At 25.1% G+C, this 18,364-nt stretch carries 19 protein-coding genes; 1 reads left to right on the top strand and 18 read right to left on the bottom strand.

Annotated features, from left to right (window positions below):
- Positions 1-7: 7 nt before the first annotated feature.
- Positions 8-565 (bottom strand): adenine phosphoribosyltransferase, encoded by a 558-nt coding sequence (locus CKV87_RS03495; protein ID WP_012012467.1) that lies wholly within the window; start codon positions 563-565, stop codon positions 8-10.
- A 67-nt stretch (positions 566-632) separates the two neighbouring features.
- Here CKV87_RS03495 and CKV87_RS03490 point away from each other — a divergent pair, with 67 nt between their 5' ends.
- Positions 633-1,484 carry a DNA ligase gene (locus CKV87_RS03490; RefSeq protein ID WP_228126925.1) on the top strand — a complete coding sequence of 284 codons (852 nt, stop codon included), beginning with the start codon at positions 633-635 and terminating at the stop codon, positions 1,482-1,484.
- 3 nt (positions 1,485-1,487) lie between these two features.
- Here the strand turns inward: CKV87_RS03490 and CKV87_RS03485 are convergent, their stop codons facing one another.
- The 17 genes from CKV87_RS03485 to CKV87_RS03405 form a co-directional block, all read right to left on the bottom strand.
- The gene (locus CKV87_RS03485) at positions 1,488-1,886 is read right to left on the bottom strand and encodes a type II secretion system protein (protein ID WP_012012465.1); all 399 of its coding nucleotides are present in this window, start codon (positions 1,884-1,886) and stop codon (positions 1,488-1,490) included.
- 61 nt (positions 1,887-1,947) lie between these two features.
- A complete protein-coding gene (gene pglF, locus CKV87_RS03480) occupies positions 1,948-3,690 on the bottom strand; it encodes a UDP-N-acetylglucosamine 4,6-dehydratase (configuration-retaining) (protein ID WP_012012464.1) in 1,743 nt (580 codons plus the stop codon).
- Between the two features lie 9 nt (positions 3,691-3,699).
- Positions 3,700-4,272: a dTDP-4-dehydrorhamnose 3,5-epimerase gene (gene rfbC, locus CKV87_RS03475; RefSeq protein ID WP_012012463.1), complete on the bottom strand. Its 573-nt coding sequence runs from the start codon at positions 4,270-4,272 to the stop codon at positions 3,700-3,702.
- On the bottom strand, positions 4,272-5,234 hold the full coding sequence (locus CKV87_RS03470; RefSeq protein WP_012012462.1) for an MraY family glycosyltransferase: 963 nt from the start codon (positions 5,232-5,234) through the stop codon (positions 4,272-4,274). The genes rfbC and CKV87_RS03470 overlap by 1 nt, the downstream gene beginning before the upstream one ends.
- Positions 5,231-6,229, bottom strand: a complete 999-nt coding sequence (locus CKV87_RS03465) for a glycosyltransferase family 2 protein (protein WP_012012461.1) — start codon at positions 6,227-6,229, stop codon at positions 5,231-5,233. The genes CKV87_RS03470 and CKV87_RS03465 overlap by 4 nt, the downstream gene beginning before the upstream one ends.
- Positions 6,222-7,292: a non-hydrolyzing UDP-N-acetylglucosamine 2-epimerase gene (gene wecB, locus CKV87_RS03460; RefSeq protein ID WP_012012460.1), complete on the bottom strand. Its 1,071-nt coding sequence runs from the start codon at positions 7,290-7,292 to the stop codon at positions 6,222-6,224. Before wecB ends, CKV87_RS03465 begins: the two co-directional genes overlap by 8 nt.
- The gene (locus tag CKV87_RS03455) at positions 7,289-8,398 is read right to left on the bottom strand and encodes a glycosyltransferase family 4 protein (RefSeq protein WP_012012459.1); all 1,110 of its coding nucleotides are present in this window, start codon (positions 8,396-8,398) and stop codon (positions 7,289-7,291) included. The genes wecB and CKV87_RS03455 overlap by 4 nt, the downstream gene beginning before the upstream one ends.
- Positions 8,398-9,165, bottom strand: coding sequence for an AglZ/HisF2 family acetamidino modification protein (locus tag CKV87_RS03450; protein ID WP_041644891.1), 768 nt, complete (start codon positions 9,163-9,165; stop codon positions 8,398-8,400). The genes CKV87_RS03455 and CKV87_RS03450 overlap by 1 nt, the downstream gene beginning before the upstream one ends.
- The gene (gene hisH, locus CKV87_RS03445) at positions 9,165-9,770 is read right to left on the bottom strand and encodes an imidazole glycerol phosphate synthase subunit HisH (protein ID WP_012012457.1); all 606 of its coding nucleotides are present in this window, start codon (positions 9,768-9,770) and stop codon (positions 9,165-9,167) included. The genes CKV87_RS03450 and hisH overlap by 1 nt, the downstream gene beginning before the upstream one ends.
- Positions 9,771-9,778: 8 nt before the next feature.
- Positions 9,779-10,924 carry an N-acetyl sugar amidotransferase gene (locus CKV87_RS03440; RefSeq protein ID WP_012012456.1) on the bottom strand — a complete coding sequence of 382 codons (1,146 nt, stop codon included), beginning with the start codon at positions 10,922-10,924 and terminating at the stop codon, positions 9,779-9,781.
- Positions 10,914-12,077 (bottom strand): glycosyltransferase, encoded by a 1,164-nt coding sequence (locus CKV87_RS03435; protein WP_012012455.1) that lies wholly within the window; start codon positions 12,075-12,077, stop codon positions 10,914-10,916. Before CKV87_RS03435 ends, CKV87_RS03440 begins: the two co-directional genes overlap by 11 nt.
- Positions 12,078-12,082: 5 nt before the next feature.
- Positions 12,083-13,285 (bottom strand): O-antigen ligase family protein, encoded by a 1,203-nt coding sequence (locus CKV87_RS03430; protein ID WP_012012454.1) that lies wholly within the window; start codon positions 13,283-13,285, stop codon positions 12,083-12,085.
- Complete coding sequence (locus CKV87_RS03425; protein ID WP_012012453.1) at positions 13,278-14,423, bottom strand: glycosyltransferase family protein; 1,146 nt, start codon at positions 14,421-14,423, stop codon at positions 13,278-13,280. Before CKV87_RS03425 ends, CKV87_RS03430 begins: the two co-directional genes overlap by 8 nt.
- The gene (locus CKV87_RS03420) at positions 14,420-14,788 is read right to left on the bottom strand and encodes an acyltransferase (RefSeq protein WP_169712278.1); all 369 of its coding nucleotides are present in this window, start codon (positions 14,786-14,788) and stop codon (positions 14,420-14,422) included. Before CKV87_RS03420 ends, CKV87_RS03425 begins: the two co-directional genes overlap by 4 nt.
- Positions 14,789-14,949: 161 nt before the next feature.
- Positions 14,950-16,077 (bottom strand): N-acetyl sugar amidotransferase, encoded by a 1,128-nt coding sequence (locus tag CKV87_RS03415; protein ID WP_012012451.1) that lies wholly within the window; start codon positions 16,075-16,077, stop codon positions 14,950-14,952.
- Complete coding sequence (locus tag CKV87_RS03410) at positions 16,077-17,315, bottom strand: lipopolysaccharide biosynthesis protein (RefSeq protein WP_012012450.1); 1,239 nt, start codon at positions 17,313-17,315, stop codon at positions 16,077-16,079. The genes CKV87_RS03415 and CKV87_RS03410 overlap by 1 nt, the downstream gene beginning before the upstream one ends.
- 248 nt (positions 17,316-17,563) lie before the next feature.
- Positions 17,564-18,334 (bottom strand): glycosyltransferase family 4 protein, encoded by a 771-nt coding sequence (locus tag CKV87_RS03405; RefSeq protein ID WP_012012448.1) that lies wholly within the window; start codon positions 18,332-18,334, stop codon positions 17,564-17,566.
- Positions 18,335-18,364: the final 30 nt, after the last annotated feature.

Below are 18,364 nucleotides of genomic sequence, written 5' to 3'. Positions count from 1 at the left end.
TCTTTTTTCAAATTTCTAATACACAATAAACTGGTGATATTTCACTTAATTTTTTTGCACCATCTAAAATAGCAATATTCATCAAAAAACATGATTCAACTAAATTTACATTCAATTTTTTTATTAAATTAGCAGCCGCATAAGCTGTACCACCACTAACAATAATATCATCAATCAACAAAACATTTACATTCTTTTCATTATTAAAAGCATCAAGATGAAGTTCAACTTCACTAAAACCATACTCTAATTCATATTTCTCACAGATTGTTGTACTTGGTAATTTTCCTTTTTTTCTAACTGGAACAAAACCAATTTTCAATCTACTAGCAAGTGCAGAAGCAAAGAAAAAACCTCTTGCTTCAACTCCTGCAATATAGTCTAAATTATATGATTTGTATCTTTCTTCTAAATGGTCCATTAAAAGATTAAATGCATTTTTATTATTCAATAAAGTAGTGATATCTTTGAAAATAATTCCAGGTTTTGGATAATCATTTATAGTTCTTATGCTATCAAGTAATATATTTTTGCTATTTTCATCTAACACATTTTTTTCACTCAAAGTAAGTCCTTATATAATATTTGTGAAAAGCGATCTATTTTAACCAAATATTTATTAGGGTTTTATGATGTTTTTTAAGAATATTAAAAATATAATAAATTTATTTGGTGGTTTAATTATGAAACTTTTATTATATTTTTTTCTTGCAATTTATGGATTTTCTTTTGAACTACAAAAAGCAAATATTTATGATGAAAAAAAAGACAACATAAATAACTGGTATATGAGTGAAAAACTAGATGGAATAAGAGCTTATTGGAATGGTAAAGAACTCTTAAGCAAAAATGGTAATAAAATTTATGCACCAAGTTGGTTTATACAAAATCTTCCACCGTTTGAACTTGATGGTGAACTTTATACAAAAGTGAATGATTTTGAAAATATTCAAAGTATAGTTTTAGATACAAAACCTTCGAAAGCTTGGGAGAAAATAACTTATAATATTTTTGAAGTTCCTAATACAAAAGGTGATTTTGACACAAGACTAAAAAGACTAGAAGATTGGCTAAAAATAAATCCAAATAATTTTATTAAAATCATTCCTCAAATAGTTTGTAAAGATAAAGAGCATTTAGATAAATTTTTAAATCAAATGTTAAAAAAACAAGCTGAAGGAGTTATGATAAAAAATCCATTTTTGGAATATCAAGAAGGACGAAACTCAAATATACTCAAAGTAAAAACTTTTTTTGATGAAGAAGGAGTTGTGATTTCTCATAACTATAAAAATGGAAAATTTAAAAGTTTAGTTATAAAACAAAAAGATGGAATAACTTTTAATTTAGGAAATGGTTTTACAAATAAAGATAGAGAAAATCCACCAAAAATTGGAGATATTGTAACTTTTAAATATTATGGTTTAACAAAAAATAACAAACCAAAATTTGCTTCATTTTTAAGAGTTAGAAAAGAAGAATAAAATCTAATATAACTCTACACTTTTAGATACTAATCCTGCATCTCTTAATTTTTTGCATATTGTTGTCTCTTTTGTAGAATCAACAACTAATTCGATGTTTTTTGTTTCATTTGAAGATGTTTTTACTTCAATAGTTAAACAAGAGTTTTTATCAGTTAATTTCAAATCTTCTACTTTCCAATTTGAATCACTTATTTCCATAGCATCTGTTAGCTTTTCTATTTTTTGATTTAATAAATAGTAACTTTGTATAGAATTTATAGCTGTATTTACATCCCTTTTTATAGTTGATACTAAAGCACTATCTCTAGTATCTAAAAACTTTGGAACAGCTACAGATACTATAATTCCTAAAACAACTATGGCAAAAATCAATTCAAGTAAAGAAAAAGCTGGTTTCATAACTAATCCTCAATATAATATTAATGATATTGATTATAATTCATATTATATTAAATATTTATTAGTTATTTAATCTATGCTCAAATTCTGGAACAATCTCTTTTAATTTTGCTACTTTATCTTCACAAATTAATAATTCTTCTATTTTTTTATTTAGTTCTTTTATATAAAATTTTGTAGAATTTGCAACTGTGATTGATTCATATTTTGTTTTTTGATCGCTATCATTTATTAATAATTCTTCATATAATTTTTCACCAAGTCTTAATCCACAAAACTCTATATTGATGTCATTTCTACCACTCAGTTCAATCATTTTCTTAGCCAAATCAACTATACGTATTGGTTCTCCCATATCAAGAATAAATATCTCTCCACCTTTTCCAATACTCGCAGCTTGAAGCACAAGTTCACAAGCTTCAGGAATAAGCATAAAATATCTTGTAATTTCTGGATGAGTTACTGTAATATTTTTACCTTGTTCAATTTGAGATTTAAATTTTGGAATAACACTTCCACTACTTCCTAGAACATTTCCAAATCTAACTGCTACAATCTCTGTATTTTTTGATTCTACATTTTGAGCATAAAGTTCACAAATTCGTTTTGTTGTTCCCATAATATTTGTTGGACGAACTGCTTTATCTGTTGATATAAGAACAAACTTTTGAGCACCATATTTTATAGATAAATCTATACAATTTTTTGTTCCAATTATATTATTTGTAATACCTTCTAAGATATTGTACTCAACCAAAGGCACATGTTTATAAGCTGCTGCATGAATAACTATTTGTGGTTTATATTTTTCAAAAGTACTCTCTAAAGCTTTTATATCTCTTACACTTTGCATAATAGGAACTACATTTTCACCTTTTAATTCTTCTAAAATTGAATAAAGATTAAATTCACTATGATCTAAAAGTATCAGCTGTTTTGCTCCATACACTTTACACTGTCTTGATATTTCACTTCCTATACTTCCACCTGCACCTGTAATTAAAACTATTTTGTCTTTTATAAAGTTTTCTATTTGTTTTTTATCCAAATCTTTTGGATAACGTGCTAGTAAATCTTCTACGCCAATATCTTTAAGTTGTTTTGTGAATTCTTCTTTTTTCAGAATATTATTCATCGAAGGCAAAATTTTTATTTTTTCAAACTTATCTTGCATAAATTCATAAATTATTTTTATTTGTTCTTGAGAAGCTGATGGCATAGCAATAATCATCAAATCAAATTTTTGATTTTCAAATAAACTACAATATTTTTCTTTTGAATATATAGAAATACCATCAATACTTCTATGGTGCAAGATTTCATCATCATCTATAAAACAAACAAGTTTATATTCACTATTTAAAAACTCTCTTTGAAGTTGAAGTCCAGCTTTTCCTGCTCCATATATTACTAAACTTTTCGTTTTTTTGTTTTTTCCAACAGAGTGATAATATTTATATACATAAACTAAAATATTTATAATAAATGTATAAAAAATCAAATCGATAAATAAAAGATTAAAAGAAATATGATAAAAATAATATAGGATAGGCATATAAATCATAAAACTTATTAATGCAAGTATGATCTTCATCAAACCTGTTTTTGTAGATGCTTTTGACCAAGAGAGTTTGTAATCATCAAAAAGTAAAAATGAAAACAATATTCTAGTTATAATTATAGTAATCAAAGTAAATAATGAGAGTTCTTTATGTATTAAAAAACTAACTAAATAAAGAGAAAATGTAGATATAACGATAGTTACTAATATTCCAAGAAATCTCTTGTCTCTTAAATAATTCATTTTTACCTTCTAATAATAATTTTTATTGTACATAAATGGTGAATTTGTATCTTTAAAAGCTAATAAATTTTTATCAGCTTCAGAAACAATGACTGATTCTTTTTTTATTTTCCAATCAATATTTAAATCTTCATCATTATATCTCACTCCAATACTCTCATCTAAAGCAAAGTATCTATCGACTTTTATCATAACTAAAGCATCTTTGCTTAAAACTGAAAAACCATGTAAAAATCCTCTTGGTATGAAAAGTTGTTTATTTTCTTCACTATTTAACTCTATACTTACCACTTTACCAAAACTTGCACTTCCTACTCTAAAATCAACTGCAACATCAAGAATTTCACCTTTTAATACATTTACAAGCTTTGATTGAGAATAGTTTAAAGTATTTGTATGAAGTGCTCTTATAACTCCATACATGCTATAAGAAATATTATCTTGGCAAAAATCTACTTCAAATCCTAAAAAGTTATTAAAAGACTCTTTTTTAAATGATTCATAAACAAATCCACGATTATCTTTATGAAAAGTTGGTTCACAAAGTACTAAATCTGGAATTTCTAATCTTTTATAATTCATTATTCAAAAGCTTTTTTACTATCTATAAATTTCATAATTAAAACTAAAACTAAAAAAGAAAATAAAAAAGATACAAAGATATTTGATATAAAATATACAACTGCAAATAGTAATATATTTAATCCTATAGAATAATTTGTAACTTTGTAGTGACTCCAACCTGCTTGTGTAAGTCTCTGATATGCATGTTTTTTATGTGCAAGAGAGAGTTTTTCTTTATTGAGTTTTCTTCTTATTAAAGTCAAAGTTGCATCAAACCAATAAACTCCAAATAATATAATCCATATCCAAAAGTTTGTTGGTTCTTGATTTGCATAATATATAGTAAAAATTGCTACATTATATCCTAAAAGAGTACTTCCAACGTCTCCCATAAATATCTTAGCTTTATTCCAATTCCAATATAAAAATCCTAAAACAGCAACGGTTAAAACTAAAAAATGATTTCCACCAAATAGAATAAATCCAGCAAGACTTAAAAAAATGGCTTCACTTCCTGCATAACCATTGATACCATCTAAAAAATTATAAAGATTTATAAACCAAATTATCATAAAAAAAGCAAAAATATTTGTAAAAATGGAATTTTGTATATCAAAAATACCAAAAGCAAGAGTTTCAAATCCACCTAAAAGATATAATCCACCAATAGCTACAATAGCTTGAATTATAAGTCTTAATTTTGGACTTAATTCATAAATATCATCAAAAAAACTAACTATTGAAATAACTGCTCCAAAAAGTAAAGCATAAAAAAGATTATTTTCTATTTGTCCAATAAAATAAATATAAAATAAACCTATAAACCAAGTAATAGCAATAGCTATTCCTCCACCATGAGGTGTTGGAACTGTATGAGAACTTCGTTCATTTACACTGGCAACCAATGATTTTTTTATCATATAATTTTTAATAAAATATGTAAGAAAAAAAGAAAATAGCAGTAGAATTAAATAAATCATTTCTTAATTTTTCTTTTTAATATCTCAAATATACCACATAAGGAACCTAAACCATAAGAGAAGTGTAAAATAAAATATCCAAACAAAATATAAAAAGAAATAAAAATATCTTTTTTAATTTTTAAAGATCGTAAAAATAATATTGAAGAATAAAATACTACTATAGATATAAAAAAATAAAAAAAATATTTATTTAGAAATCCTAATAAAAAAGACAAAATGATATTTGAAGTAAAAAATAATGGTATTAAATGTCTGAAACTTATACTTTTTAAGCTGTTTGTAAAATAAAGAGATAATATTACCCATTTACCAGTATCAAACCTATTTTTAAAAAATGATTTAAAAGTTTCTCTAGGGTAATATGTACATGTAATATCAGGAACAAGAAATATTTTTCCATTATTTTTTTTGAGTCTTTTATTTAACTCTAAATCTTGAACTCTAACTAATCGTTCATCATAAAATCCTATTTTATTAAAAACCTCTTTTTTGTAAAATCCAAAAGGTACAGTATCTACCTCCAAAGGTTCTTTTACTCCAATTCTAAATAAAGAATTACCAACTCCTAATTTATCTGACATTACGAATTGTATAGCTTTAGCAATATTAGATTTTGATTTTATATCTGTAATACAAACTGCTCCTACATTATCTGCATCAAGTTTTTTACTCCAATTAAGTAATTCTGAAATATAGTTTACTGGATACTTTGCATGCGCATCTAATCTACAAATATAATCACCAAAAGAAGCTTTTATAGCCAAATTCATAGCCGATGGTACTATCTTTTTTTCATTTTTTATCACTTTTATATAAGCATACTTTTCCATATATGATTCTATAATAGTAACTGTCTTATCATCACTCATTCCATCAACAAAAAGAACTTCTAAATACTCTTTATTATAGTCAAAATTTATAATTGATTCTATACAATCTTTTATATATCTTTCTTCATTTCTAACAGGAATAATTATTGAAACTTTATTCATAAGACAATAACTCTTTTATAATATTTTCACTAGCTTTTCCACCACCGTATAAATTTAATTTTGAATTTTGTTTATTAAATTCACTATTATTTCTATATGATTCAACTATTTTATCTTTATTTGCCCCAACTAATGTATTTGCTCCACATTCTACAAGTTCTACCCATTCTGTTTCATCTCTTAGCGTTATACATTGTTTTTCAAAAAAATATGCCTCTTTTTGAAGTCCTCCACTATCTGTCATCACAAAATCACAATTATCTATCAGCCATACCATTTCAAGATAACCAACAGGTTCAATAATAGTAAGATTATTTATATCTAATTTTAAATTTTCTAATATTTTTTTAGTTCTTGGATGAAGTGGTAAAATAACTTGTTTTTCTTTTGCTATTTCTTCCAATGCTTCAAATATATTTTTTAGTCTTGTTTCATTATCTGTGTTTTCTGCTCTGTGTATTGTACAAAGTATAAAACTATTTTTTATCTCAATATTTGGCTTTACTGCTAGATTTTTATAAAACATCGCTCCATCTTGCATAACATCACCACTTTTTACAATCTTACAATCAAGATTCTGAAACCCTTCATTTTTAAGATTTTGTATAGCAGTATCAGTTGGGCAAAATAGTATATTACTTACTCTATCAGTAAGTATTCTATTTACTTCTTCTGGCATTTTCATATTGAAACTTCTAAGCCCTGCTTCTATATGAGCTAGTTTTATATGAAGTTTTGAAGCAACTATAGCACCAGCTAAAGTTGAATTTGTATCACCATAAACCAAAATCCAATCAGGTTTTTCTTTAAGTGCAACTTCTTCAATCTTTTCTATCATTTGTCCAGTCATAGCACCATGAGATTTTCCACCAATTCCTAAAAAATAGTTTGGTTTTGGTATTTGCATCTCATCAAAAAATATATCACTCATATTTGCATCATAGTGTTGTCCAGTATGAACTATGATTTCTTCTATCTCTTTATATTTAGCTATTTCACGACTAATTGAGCCAGCTTTGATAAACTGTGGTCTTGCTCCTAAAATTGTAAGTATTTTTATCATCTCATTAATCCCTTATATACTTCAAATAATTTTTTCTCTTCAACACCCCAATTGTACTTTTCAAGAACAGCTTTTTTACCATTTTGTCCCATTTCTTTAGCTTCATTTGAGTGAGTTATAATATATTCAATAGCTTGTGCTATCTCTTTTGGCTCAAGTGGATTTATACATATCCCACAATTATTTCCTTCAACTATTTCTTTCCATAATGGAAAATTTGAAGTAATAATAGGTAATCCTGCACTCATATATTCAAACATTTTATTCGGTTGAGCATCTATATGATTTGGTAAAGGATGAAAAGTAACAATACCAGCTTTTGAACAACTCATTACATTTGCAACTTCATTTCTTCCCAAAAATCCAAGTTCATTTACTTTTTGCCATCCAAGATAAGATTTTGTTTCTTCTTCCACGACTCTTTCACTAAATGTACCTACAAGATTTAACCTTACATTAGAAATAGCAAATTCCATCGCTTTTACTACTTCCTTTATCCCTCGTATTTGTGTTATTCCACCTACATAACAAACTTCATCTTTTTTTTGATTCCAAGAAGTATCATTTGATAGCTCATCCAAAATTGGAAAGTTATTTATGTCAATACAATTCTTATTTATCTTTAAAAATTTATCTCTTATATATGGAGTTGCTGTAATAATATAATCAAACTTTTTACAGGCATATCTTTCATATATTTCAAAACCTTTTGAAAGTAAAATTTTGGCAGGTTTATTTAAATATGGTTTCCCTAAAAGTTGTTTTGGTAAATCTTCATGAGCATCAAATATCACTTTTTTACCCATTTTTTTAAGCTTCAATCCTATTGGTATAAGTTCTGGATCATGAAGATGATATATATCACTATTTAATTGAACTGCTTTTTGAAAAACTTTTTTTACAGTTCTTGTCATACGAGAGATTCTACCACCAGTTTTTCCACCAACATCTACTATATTTACACTGTTCTTAGTTTCATTTCCTTTCCCATCTGCTACTATTAAACTAACTTTATAGTTTTCATTTTTAGCCAAAGAACTGCACATTTTAAGAAATATTCTTGTGTCATATCTGGGATGTGCTGAAGTTAAGTGAACAATTTTCATTATTTATTCTTTAACAATTCTTGAATTTTTTGATATGAAGGATAACTAATGAGTACACCTTTAAGTGGTCCTTGATACACAAACATACTTCCACAAGCTACAGCATCTACTTTTGAACTTTCAAAAACATCTTTTATATGATTTAGATTTCCAGCTCCTCCAAGAGCTATTATTGGTACTTTTGTATTTTCTTTTATTTCTTTTAAAAGTTCAATATCATACCCTTTCATAATTCCATCATTATCACAAGAGTTTATCACTATTTCGCCAGCACCTAAAGACTCTACTTGTTTTATAAAATCAATAGGATTCAACTTAGTGTTTTTTTTACCATTATTTATAAAAATTTTCTTATTTCCCCAAAAATCTTTTTTTATATCTATTGTTACTATTACTGATTGATTCCCAAATAATCTAGCTGCTTCTTTTATAAGATTTGGATTAATTATTGCTTGACTACTTATAGATACTTTTTCAACTCCAAGAGCATATATTTTTTTCATTTGTTCTATATTCTTAACTCCACCACCATAGCATAATGGCATAAAACACTCACTTGCAATATCTTCTATCATTTTATAATTTGGTTCTCTATCTTCTACACTTGCATCGATGTCTATAAACATCAATTCATCTACTTCTTTTTCATTGAATATTTTAATAGCATTTATAGGGTCACCTATATATGTAGGTTTTTTAAATTTTTCAGTTTTATAAAGTCCACCTTTATGCAAAAGTAAACATGGAATTACTCTTTTTTGTAACATCACATATCTCCAAAGTTTTTAAGTAGTTGCATTCCAAATTTGTGACTTTTTTCTGGATGAAATTGAACACCATATATATTATCTTTATATATACTACAAGTAAAAGTTTTACCATAATTGGCTGTTGCTAAAATATTTTTCTGATTGTTGCAAACTACATGATAAGAATGTACAAAATAAAATCTATTTTCTTCTAAATTTTTGAAAATATCATTATTATTTGTAGCATTTACTTTATTCCATCCCATATGAGGAATCGATAAACTCTTATCCTCTAAATCAAATTTTATAGTTTGTGCATCTATCCAGCAAAGGCCTTTTTCTTTTCCTTCTTCACTTGAATTCGTCAAAAGTTGCATCCCAAGACAAATACCTAAAATAGGTTTTTTATTTTCTAATACCTCATTTTCTAAAGTTTTGAAAAAAGACGCACTCTTGAGACTATTTATTCCATGGTCAAAAGAACCAACCCCTGGTAAAAGATATTTATCAGCATTTTTTATAGTTTCAATATCTGATGTAATGATTGATTCAACTCCTACTTTTTTAAACATATTATAAATAGATTTTAAATTACCAATCCCATAGTCAATTATTGCTATCATTTTTTACCTTATGAATAATTTGACAAATTTTTGCCAAGTAGTTTTGATACAAAATTTTGAACTTTTTTCATTCTATTATATTTTTGTGTCATATTTGTAAAATCACTATATTTGTGTGATGGCATTTGTAAAATTTTTTCAAACTCTTCACCACTAACACGAAGTTTTTTAGCTATATACTCTTTATCTTCTTTTAACTCTTTTTCATCATACAATGGTTTTTTAAGTTCTTCTAAAGCTTCTTCTCTAGTCATTTGGCCTGCTACAATAAGGCTAGATAAGTGGGGTTTTCTTTTATCATAACCAAATTTCATAGGTAGCCAATAGTTTTGGAAAAATTTGGTAAATACTGATTCTCCATGTTTTCTAGCATACTCTTTATATCCTAATTTATCTTTTAATTCTTGTAATGCTTCACTTTTTATATATGGAATAAAATTAAGTGGTCTTATAGTTTTCATTTTTTTGATAAATGGATAATAAAAATATAATTCATAAAATCCTATAGTTTTATAATTTCTTAGTTTTTTTGAACCAAATTTATTATGAATAGCACATAAATTATCTGCATCCATAGCACTCCAATGCCAAGCTTTTGGAAATATACTTTCAGTTGCTAAATTTCCTCCACTAATCACATAATTTATTCCATACTTTGTAGCAAAATGATAAAGTGATGCAAAAAAAGCATGGTCTTGTGGTACATCTTGATTTGCTATAGCTGATTTTAAATATGCTAACTGTAAATCTCTCATTTCTTCCCAATCTATTACTATTGTATGTAAATGCCATCCACAATAATTTACAATATTTTCTATATTTTGTACAGCTAATTCACTATTCCATCCGCCATCTACATGAACAACTAAAGGTCTAATACCAGCTTCATAAAGTTTTAATGCAAGATAAGAACTATCTACTCCTCCACTAAGACCTAAAATACAATCATAATCTTTATGAGCATTTTCTTTTTTCATTTTTTCATAAATAGATTCAAGCTTCTTTGCACCATTAGCATTTGGGAACCATCTTCTTGATGTAAATTCATCAAACTCTCTGCAATGATTACAAACTCCCTTTTCGTCATAACTTATTTCAGGGTCTGTTGTATCCATAACGCATCTCGTACATATTTGATAGTTTCTATTCTTCATTATCTATTCTCACTTTATAATATTTTATAACATTTTCTATAAAAGTTTTTTCTCCAAATTTTTCTTTTGCACCATTTCTAAGTTTTTCTCTATCATATTTATATGAATTTTCATACATATAAAGCATAGCTTTTTTTAACTCAAGTTGATTATTTGTTTTTATCAAAATTCCATTTTGTTTATTTACAATATCTTTTGGTCCACCACATTCTGTCGCAATTAATGGTAATCCACAAGCAAGAGCTTCTATAAGCACTACTCCAAAAGTTTCAAAATTACTTGATAATACAAAACAATTTGACTTCATCATTTCATCTCTTACTTTTTCTTGTGATATTCGGCCTAAAAAATTAACTTGTTTTTGAATATCTAACTTTTTAACTAAACTTTCTAAATATTTTTTCATATATCCGCTTCCAGCAATATTTAGATATACATTATGGTTTAATTTTGCTATTTTTTCAAAGCTTTTAATTAATAATTCTTGATTTTTATTTTTATCAAGACTAGCAATATGTAAAAAAATAAAATTTTTAGATATCTTATTTTGAAATTCTTTTTGAAAAAAGAAATCATCTACTATATTTGGTAATAAATCTATGTTAGTTTTAGTATATTCTTTTAAAATATTATTAAAGCTAGAACTAACTGCTGTAACTTTTAATGCATTTTTTGCTACATTTTCTATTGATTTAATTTTTCCACTTGATAGCTTATTTCTAACAAAAGAAGAACTATGTTCTGTTACAATATAATTTACTCCATATTCATCTTTTATAAACTTAGCAATTATTCCAGCATATAAAAAATTGTGTGCATGAATAATATCCGGTATTCCGAATTCTTTAATATACTCTTTGTATAACTTATCAGCCATTTTTATATAATTGGCTTTCAAAACCTTGAAAGGTATATATCTATGAGGAAAATATAATTGCTTATATTCTCTTTTAATATTTATATTTTCTTTTTTTTCTTCTTTTTTATAAATATATTTGCTAACTAAATATCTAGGTGTAATATATCCAACAGAAAGTATACCTATTTGATGTCCAACATTATTCAATGCTTTTGCTTGATGATATTGAAAAATACCTCCTAAAGGTTGTATTTGAGTTACAAAATGCTCAGATGGAATTATTAATATATGCATTAATCTTATCTTTTAAAAAGTACTGGAGCTATTAGAATATATGGAAAAACCAATATATAATGTGTAAAAAAATTATTTGTGAACATTACAAATAAGCCAGATCCTAAATATGCAAAAAGTGTATAATATAAAACTTTTTCTTTAGAATCTAGTTGATTAATTCTAATTCTTTGTTTTATTACATAAAGTGGATAAATCATAGCAAGAATTACTAAACTAAAACCAATAAGTCCATATCTTCTTAAAAGAATAAAGTGTTCTCCATCAACTACAGTATCATGTATTCCTTTTGCAACTCCCCAGCCAAATATTTTAGATTGATAAAATATTTCCAATGCATCTTTCCAAAGTCCAAATCTTATATTTAAAGAAGCGTCTTTTAATTGTATTGCATTTAGTAATGTTAAAATTCTATTAATATAACTACTCATATATGGATATATGCTAATTAATCCAATGAAGATAAATATTAATAATATTATTTTATTTTTAACTGAAATAGCTTTTGTGAATATAAAAAATAATAAAAAAAATACAATAGCAATTAAAAAAGCTGTTCTACTTCCTGTATTTAAAAGTATATAAATAAGAAGAATACTACTAATCATATAATAATATTTTCTATATGTAATCAGCATACTTATACTAAAGAATAGAAAAAAAAGAGTAATAACTGCTCCATCATTTGGATTCAATGTTGTGGCATTAATTCTACCTACTCCATTTTGAAATTCTGAAGAATATATATTTATAAAGAAATCATTTAAATATGGTATTTTTAAACTTTCACTCAAACCTACAAAGATAAAAAATATCATAGCCAGAATCAAAAATTTAAAAAGTATTTCTTTATATATATCTTTATCTATAAGTAAAAGAAAAGAAAATAATAGTAAAGGTTTTAACATTCGAATTAATTCATTCACATCTCTCATGTTAAAAGGAACATCAAGTACTATATAGCCATATAAAGTACTAAATAGCATCGATAAAAATATAGTTGACAATATCTTTACATAAATTGATATTGTCAATTCTTTATAAAATAAGAGAATTGTAAATGGTAAAATAAATAGAATAACTATATCATCTATTCTAAAATAAATATTATTTATGTTTAAAATAGGTGGAATAAAAAATATCGATATTGCAATAAACAAAAAAGTAATATTTAAATATTCATATTTTAGGTTCAATTTGTTACTCATAATTTTCCTTTAAAATAGAAATAAGTTTAATGAGACCATATTCTCTAGAATAAGTATAACTATCAAAGTTATTTTTACTTAATTTTAAATTATTCTTAATAATATTTAAAACATTTTCAATATCACTTTGATTATTATTTACCCAGTAAGTATAAGGATAATCTTTTAAAATATCATATAACTGACCTGTTTTAATTTCTCCATCTGTAATAATTAAAATTACTTTATTCAATGCTATATAGTCAAAAACTTTTGTAGTAGATTCAAAAAAATGTCCAGAAGTAAATATAGTGCATACATTCATCGTGTTCAAAGTACTTATTGTTTCATAATATGACATAAAACCTAATGAATGTATCTGTTTTGAATTTCCTGATATATATTCACTTCTTTCACCTATATGATAAAATTCAACATCTTCAAAATTCTTTAGCGTATTAAAAAATATTTGTGGATTTCTATCTGCATATAGTTTTCCCGCATAAGCAAATTTAATTATTTTATTTTGCATATTAATATTATTATTTTGCATATTAATATTGGTAAATATTTGTTCATCATATCCATTATCTATAATTCTCATCTTATAAAAGTATTTTTTATAATTTTCAAATAGCTCTATACAATACTTATTTACTGTAATAATAAAATCTGCTTTTGATAAAAAATAATTTTCTATTTTTTTTAATGCAAAATGCTTAATTTTTTTAATTAATGTATCTTTTACTACTCCTCTAGGATTATTTGCAAAAGGATCACGAAAATCTATAATAGTTTTTATTCCTAAATCTTTAAAATCATTTACAATAAAAAAATGTAAAAAGGGGTCACCAGTTAAAATTACAAAATCATAATCATTTTTATTAATATTATTTTTAACAAAATTTTTTAAATTGTACAACCAGCTAGCACCTCTATCGAACTTGATAAATTTCCTTAATAAACCTTCATTTGTATTTTCAATATAAAATACATTATCAATATAATCAAATTTACTAACTTGAGGTATTGCCGTAATAACATCACATTTTGTAATAATATTATTAATTCTTTTTAAATTTTTTGCCCAATATGAAACTCTCTTTGCTCCAACACCAGAAAAAGGTTCAAAATAGTAAGCTATAAATAAAACTTTCATCTTCTTTTTATTACCCTTGCTGGATTTCCAGCAATCACAGAATATTCATCAAAACTTTTGATTACAACAGAACCAGCTGCAACTATGCTTCCTTGAGCAATATCAGACATAATAATGCTTCCCGTTCCAATCCAAATATCATTTGCAATAAAAATTTTTTCTTGTTTTCCATTTTGTTGATTAATAGGGATATCTCTTCTTTCATAATTATGTTGATTTTTACCACTTAAAAAATGCACATATTGTCCAATCAAAATATCATTGCCAAAATCAACTAAACCAATGGTATTATATGGTCCAAAACGAACATTATTACCTATAGAAATATCTTTATGAGAAAAAATAACTCCGTATGAAAAATGCACATTATTACCAATATTTTTTAACACTTTTTTATAAAAATGAAAACGAAATTTATCTCCTATAGAAAAAGGGATTTTAGAACAAAACACACTCATATTATAAAATGAAGTAAATCTTAAAGCTATAATAAATGGTATAACTAATATATTAAAAATTAAAGTAATCATTTTTTTAAAATCCCACGAATTTTTTGATATATTTTATACCACAATTTATTGTAATCACTTTTATATTCTTGATGTTTTTTTAATGGCAAGTTCATAATTTTATTCCACTCTTCAAGCGTTATATCTAGTTTTTTACATATATATTCTTTATCATTTTCTAACTCTTTAACATCGTATAATTTTTTTGATAATTCTTCCAAAGCACTATCTTTTGTTAATTGATTTGAAACTATTAAATTTGATAAATGTGCTTTTCTTTTATCAAAACCAAACTTTGTAGGTAAATAATAAGATTGAAAGAATTTTGTAAACCTAGATTCAAAATGTTTACCTCCATAATCTCTCCATCCTAATTTTTCTTGAATAAATTTTTTTATTTCTTCTTTATTGTAAGGAACATAATACAAAAATCTATGAGATTTAACAGGAAAAATCCAACGATAAGTAAACATTCTGTCAAATAGTGAATATCTTGGATATTTTTTTAAAGGTATTTTCCCAAATCTTTTATGTATATCTAGTATATGTGTCAAATCATTACTATCATAAGACCAATTTCTAGGAAGAATATACTCCGTAACTATATTATGCCCACTTACAATATGTTTTATTTTATTCTCTTTTGCGATTTTATTTAGTAATGCAGGAAAAACATGGTCTTGTGGAATATCACAATCTGGAACAGATGCTTTAAAAAATGCAAGTTGCAAATCCTTCATCTCTTCCCAATCAATAACATGCGTATGTAAATCTAAATTTAATATATTTACAACATTTTCAATATTCTGAACAGCTATTTCAGAGTTCCATCCAGTATCTATATGTACAACCAAAGGTCTTAGTCCAAGTTCAACAACAAGATATGCAAGATATGTACTATCTACACCACCACTCAAACCCAATATACAATCATAATTTTTATTTTTACCATCTTGTTTGATTTGTTTTACAATTTGATTTAATACTTCTTTTGCTTCTTCTCGATAAGGAATAGTCTTTATTACACTATCATATTCTCTACAATAATTACATACTCCATTTTGATCAAAGCATATATCTTCAACTGTTGTATCTAAAATACATTTGGTACACTGTTCTATATTACAAGTTATATTATTATTCATTACTTTTCTCCCAAACTAAAATAATACGATAAGATTAAATATAATACTTGATATATAGATATAACAAAAGATAAAAGAATCAATAGTGTTTTATCATCATCTTGCACTATACCAATAAATATTGCAAAAATAATAAAAATTAATAAAAATATTTGTCCTAAAAAATCAATCTTTTGTTTTTTAGCGATATAGAAAGTATAACTTAATGGATTTGATATCATTTTTAAATAAATCATAGGTGTCATTATCTGTGCAAATTCACCAGCTACTTTCCAATCTTTTCCAAATATAAAAGCAAATATTTCAGGTGCGAAAATACCTAAAATAGTAAATGGTATTATTCCAAGTATTACTAAACTTTTAAATGTCTTTATATATATATCTTTACAGTTTCCATATTTATTATAATCTTCAGTTGCTCTTTGTTTAAATACATCCAACACTGTACTTGAGAGTAGACTTATTGGCATCATCAAAACTTTGTACATCAAAGAATAAAATCCTACAACTCCTAATCCAAAAAATTTTCCAAGTGCTAAAAGTGGAAGCTGATTTGCTACCACATTTACAAGAACAGATGGTACATCATATTTTGGAAAGTTTTGATACTCTTTTGCTACTTCTTTTATCGAATTTTTTTTAAAATGAAAATATTTATTTACTACTTTACTTCTGATAATGAAATATATTGAAATTATATAACTAATAATATTTCCAAATAATAATCCAAATCCATTTGAAATAGCAAATTCATATCCAAGTTGAATTGAAGCATTTGTAGTGGAAACAATAACTTTATTTGTAGATAATCTTTTAAAATTTTTTTCTCTGATTAAAAGATAATTATATACTTGATATATTCCAACCAAAAAAACAGATATTGGTAAAAAATATAACCAATTAGATATTTCTTTATTTTGAAATAGGTTTGTAATTTCATTGTTAAAAATGAAAACTATTAAAAAAGTTACAAAAGTAACAATTGATAGCAAAATTATAATGAGTTTTAGTATAGATTTAACATTTTTTTCTTCTTTTGGAAGCATAATAGCCATTTCATATCTACCTGTAGCTATAACTGCTATTATAGAAGTTATAGCTAAATATATAGCAAATATTCCAAAATCTTCTGGAGTATATATCCTAGTTAAAATTGGGCTTATAGCAATAGGTATAGCTTGTGCTATTGTAGTACCCGTCATAAGAGTAATAATATTTTTACTAAACTCTGATTTCATTTTTAATCTATAGAATATTTTATTCATTTTAAATTTTTAGTAGTTAGAAGTAAATAAAACAGTATAAAAAGCATAATAAATACACCTAAAATATATATATCATCTCTTACTTTAAATCCTAAACCTATATATACAAAAATTAATTGTAAAAATATCAAAATTAAAGATGTTTTTCTTACATTCTTATTTTGTTGAAATAAGATTACATGATGAATATGTGTTTTATCTGCTTTAAATGGATTTTTCTTTTAGCTTATCCTTCTAAACATAACAATCAAAGTATCCAAAATGGGAACAGCAGCAAGAAGCAGTACTGTCACTGCACTAATATAGTTAGAATTTATCGAATATATAGATAAAACAACTATTACAAAGCCTAAAGAAAGACTTCCTGTATCTCCCATAAAAATCTTTGAAGGATACCAATTAAAAACTAAAAATCCACATAAAGAAAATATCAAAGTCATTGAAATATAAAATAAAAAATTATCATTATATTTAAATCCAATATATGCAAAGGATATTAAAATAACTATTCCAATACCAGATGAAAGACCATCCAATCCATCTATCAAATTCATAGCATTTATAAACCCAACTACTGCAAAAAGCAAAAATAAATAAGCTATAGAAGGTGGCATAATCAAATCAACCTTAGAAAAAACTCCAATAGAATTTATAAAATATCCATCAATATATAAAAAAGTTGCTGCTACCATTATCCAAAAGAATTTTATTTTTGAAGAAAGATTTTTTATATCATCGTATATTCCAAGAAAAAATATTATAAAAAAACCTAAAACTAAATAAAAAGAAAGATTTACATTAAAAAAAATCAAACCTATTATAAAAGATACAAATATTGCAATACCGCCAGCCCTTGATTTTTCTACTTGATGTAAACTTCTTTCATTTGGTTTATCTATTAATTTTAATTTATGAGAGTAATTTATTAAAATTTTATTAAGTATTAATGAAATGAAAAAAACAATAGTTAAAATATATAAATTATAATCCAAAATAAATATCCCTTTTTATGCTGAAAAGGT

Source organism: Aliarcobacter butzleri (assembly GCF_900187115.1).
GTDB lineage: Bacteria > Campylobacterota > Campylobacteria > Campylobacterales > Arcobacteraceae > Aliarcobacter > Aliarcobacter butzleri.
Note: the sequence above shows the minus strand (reverse complement) of the source record. Positions and strands in the feature narration are given on the sequence as shown.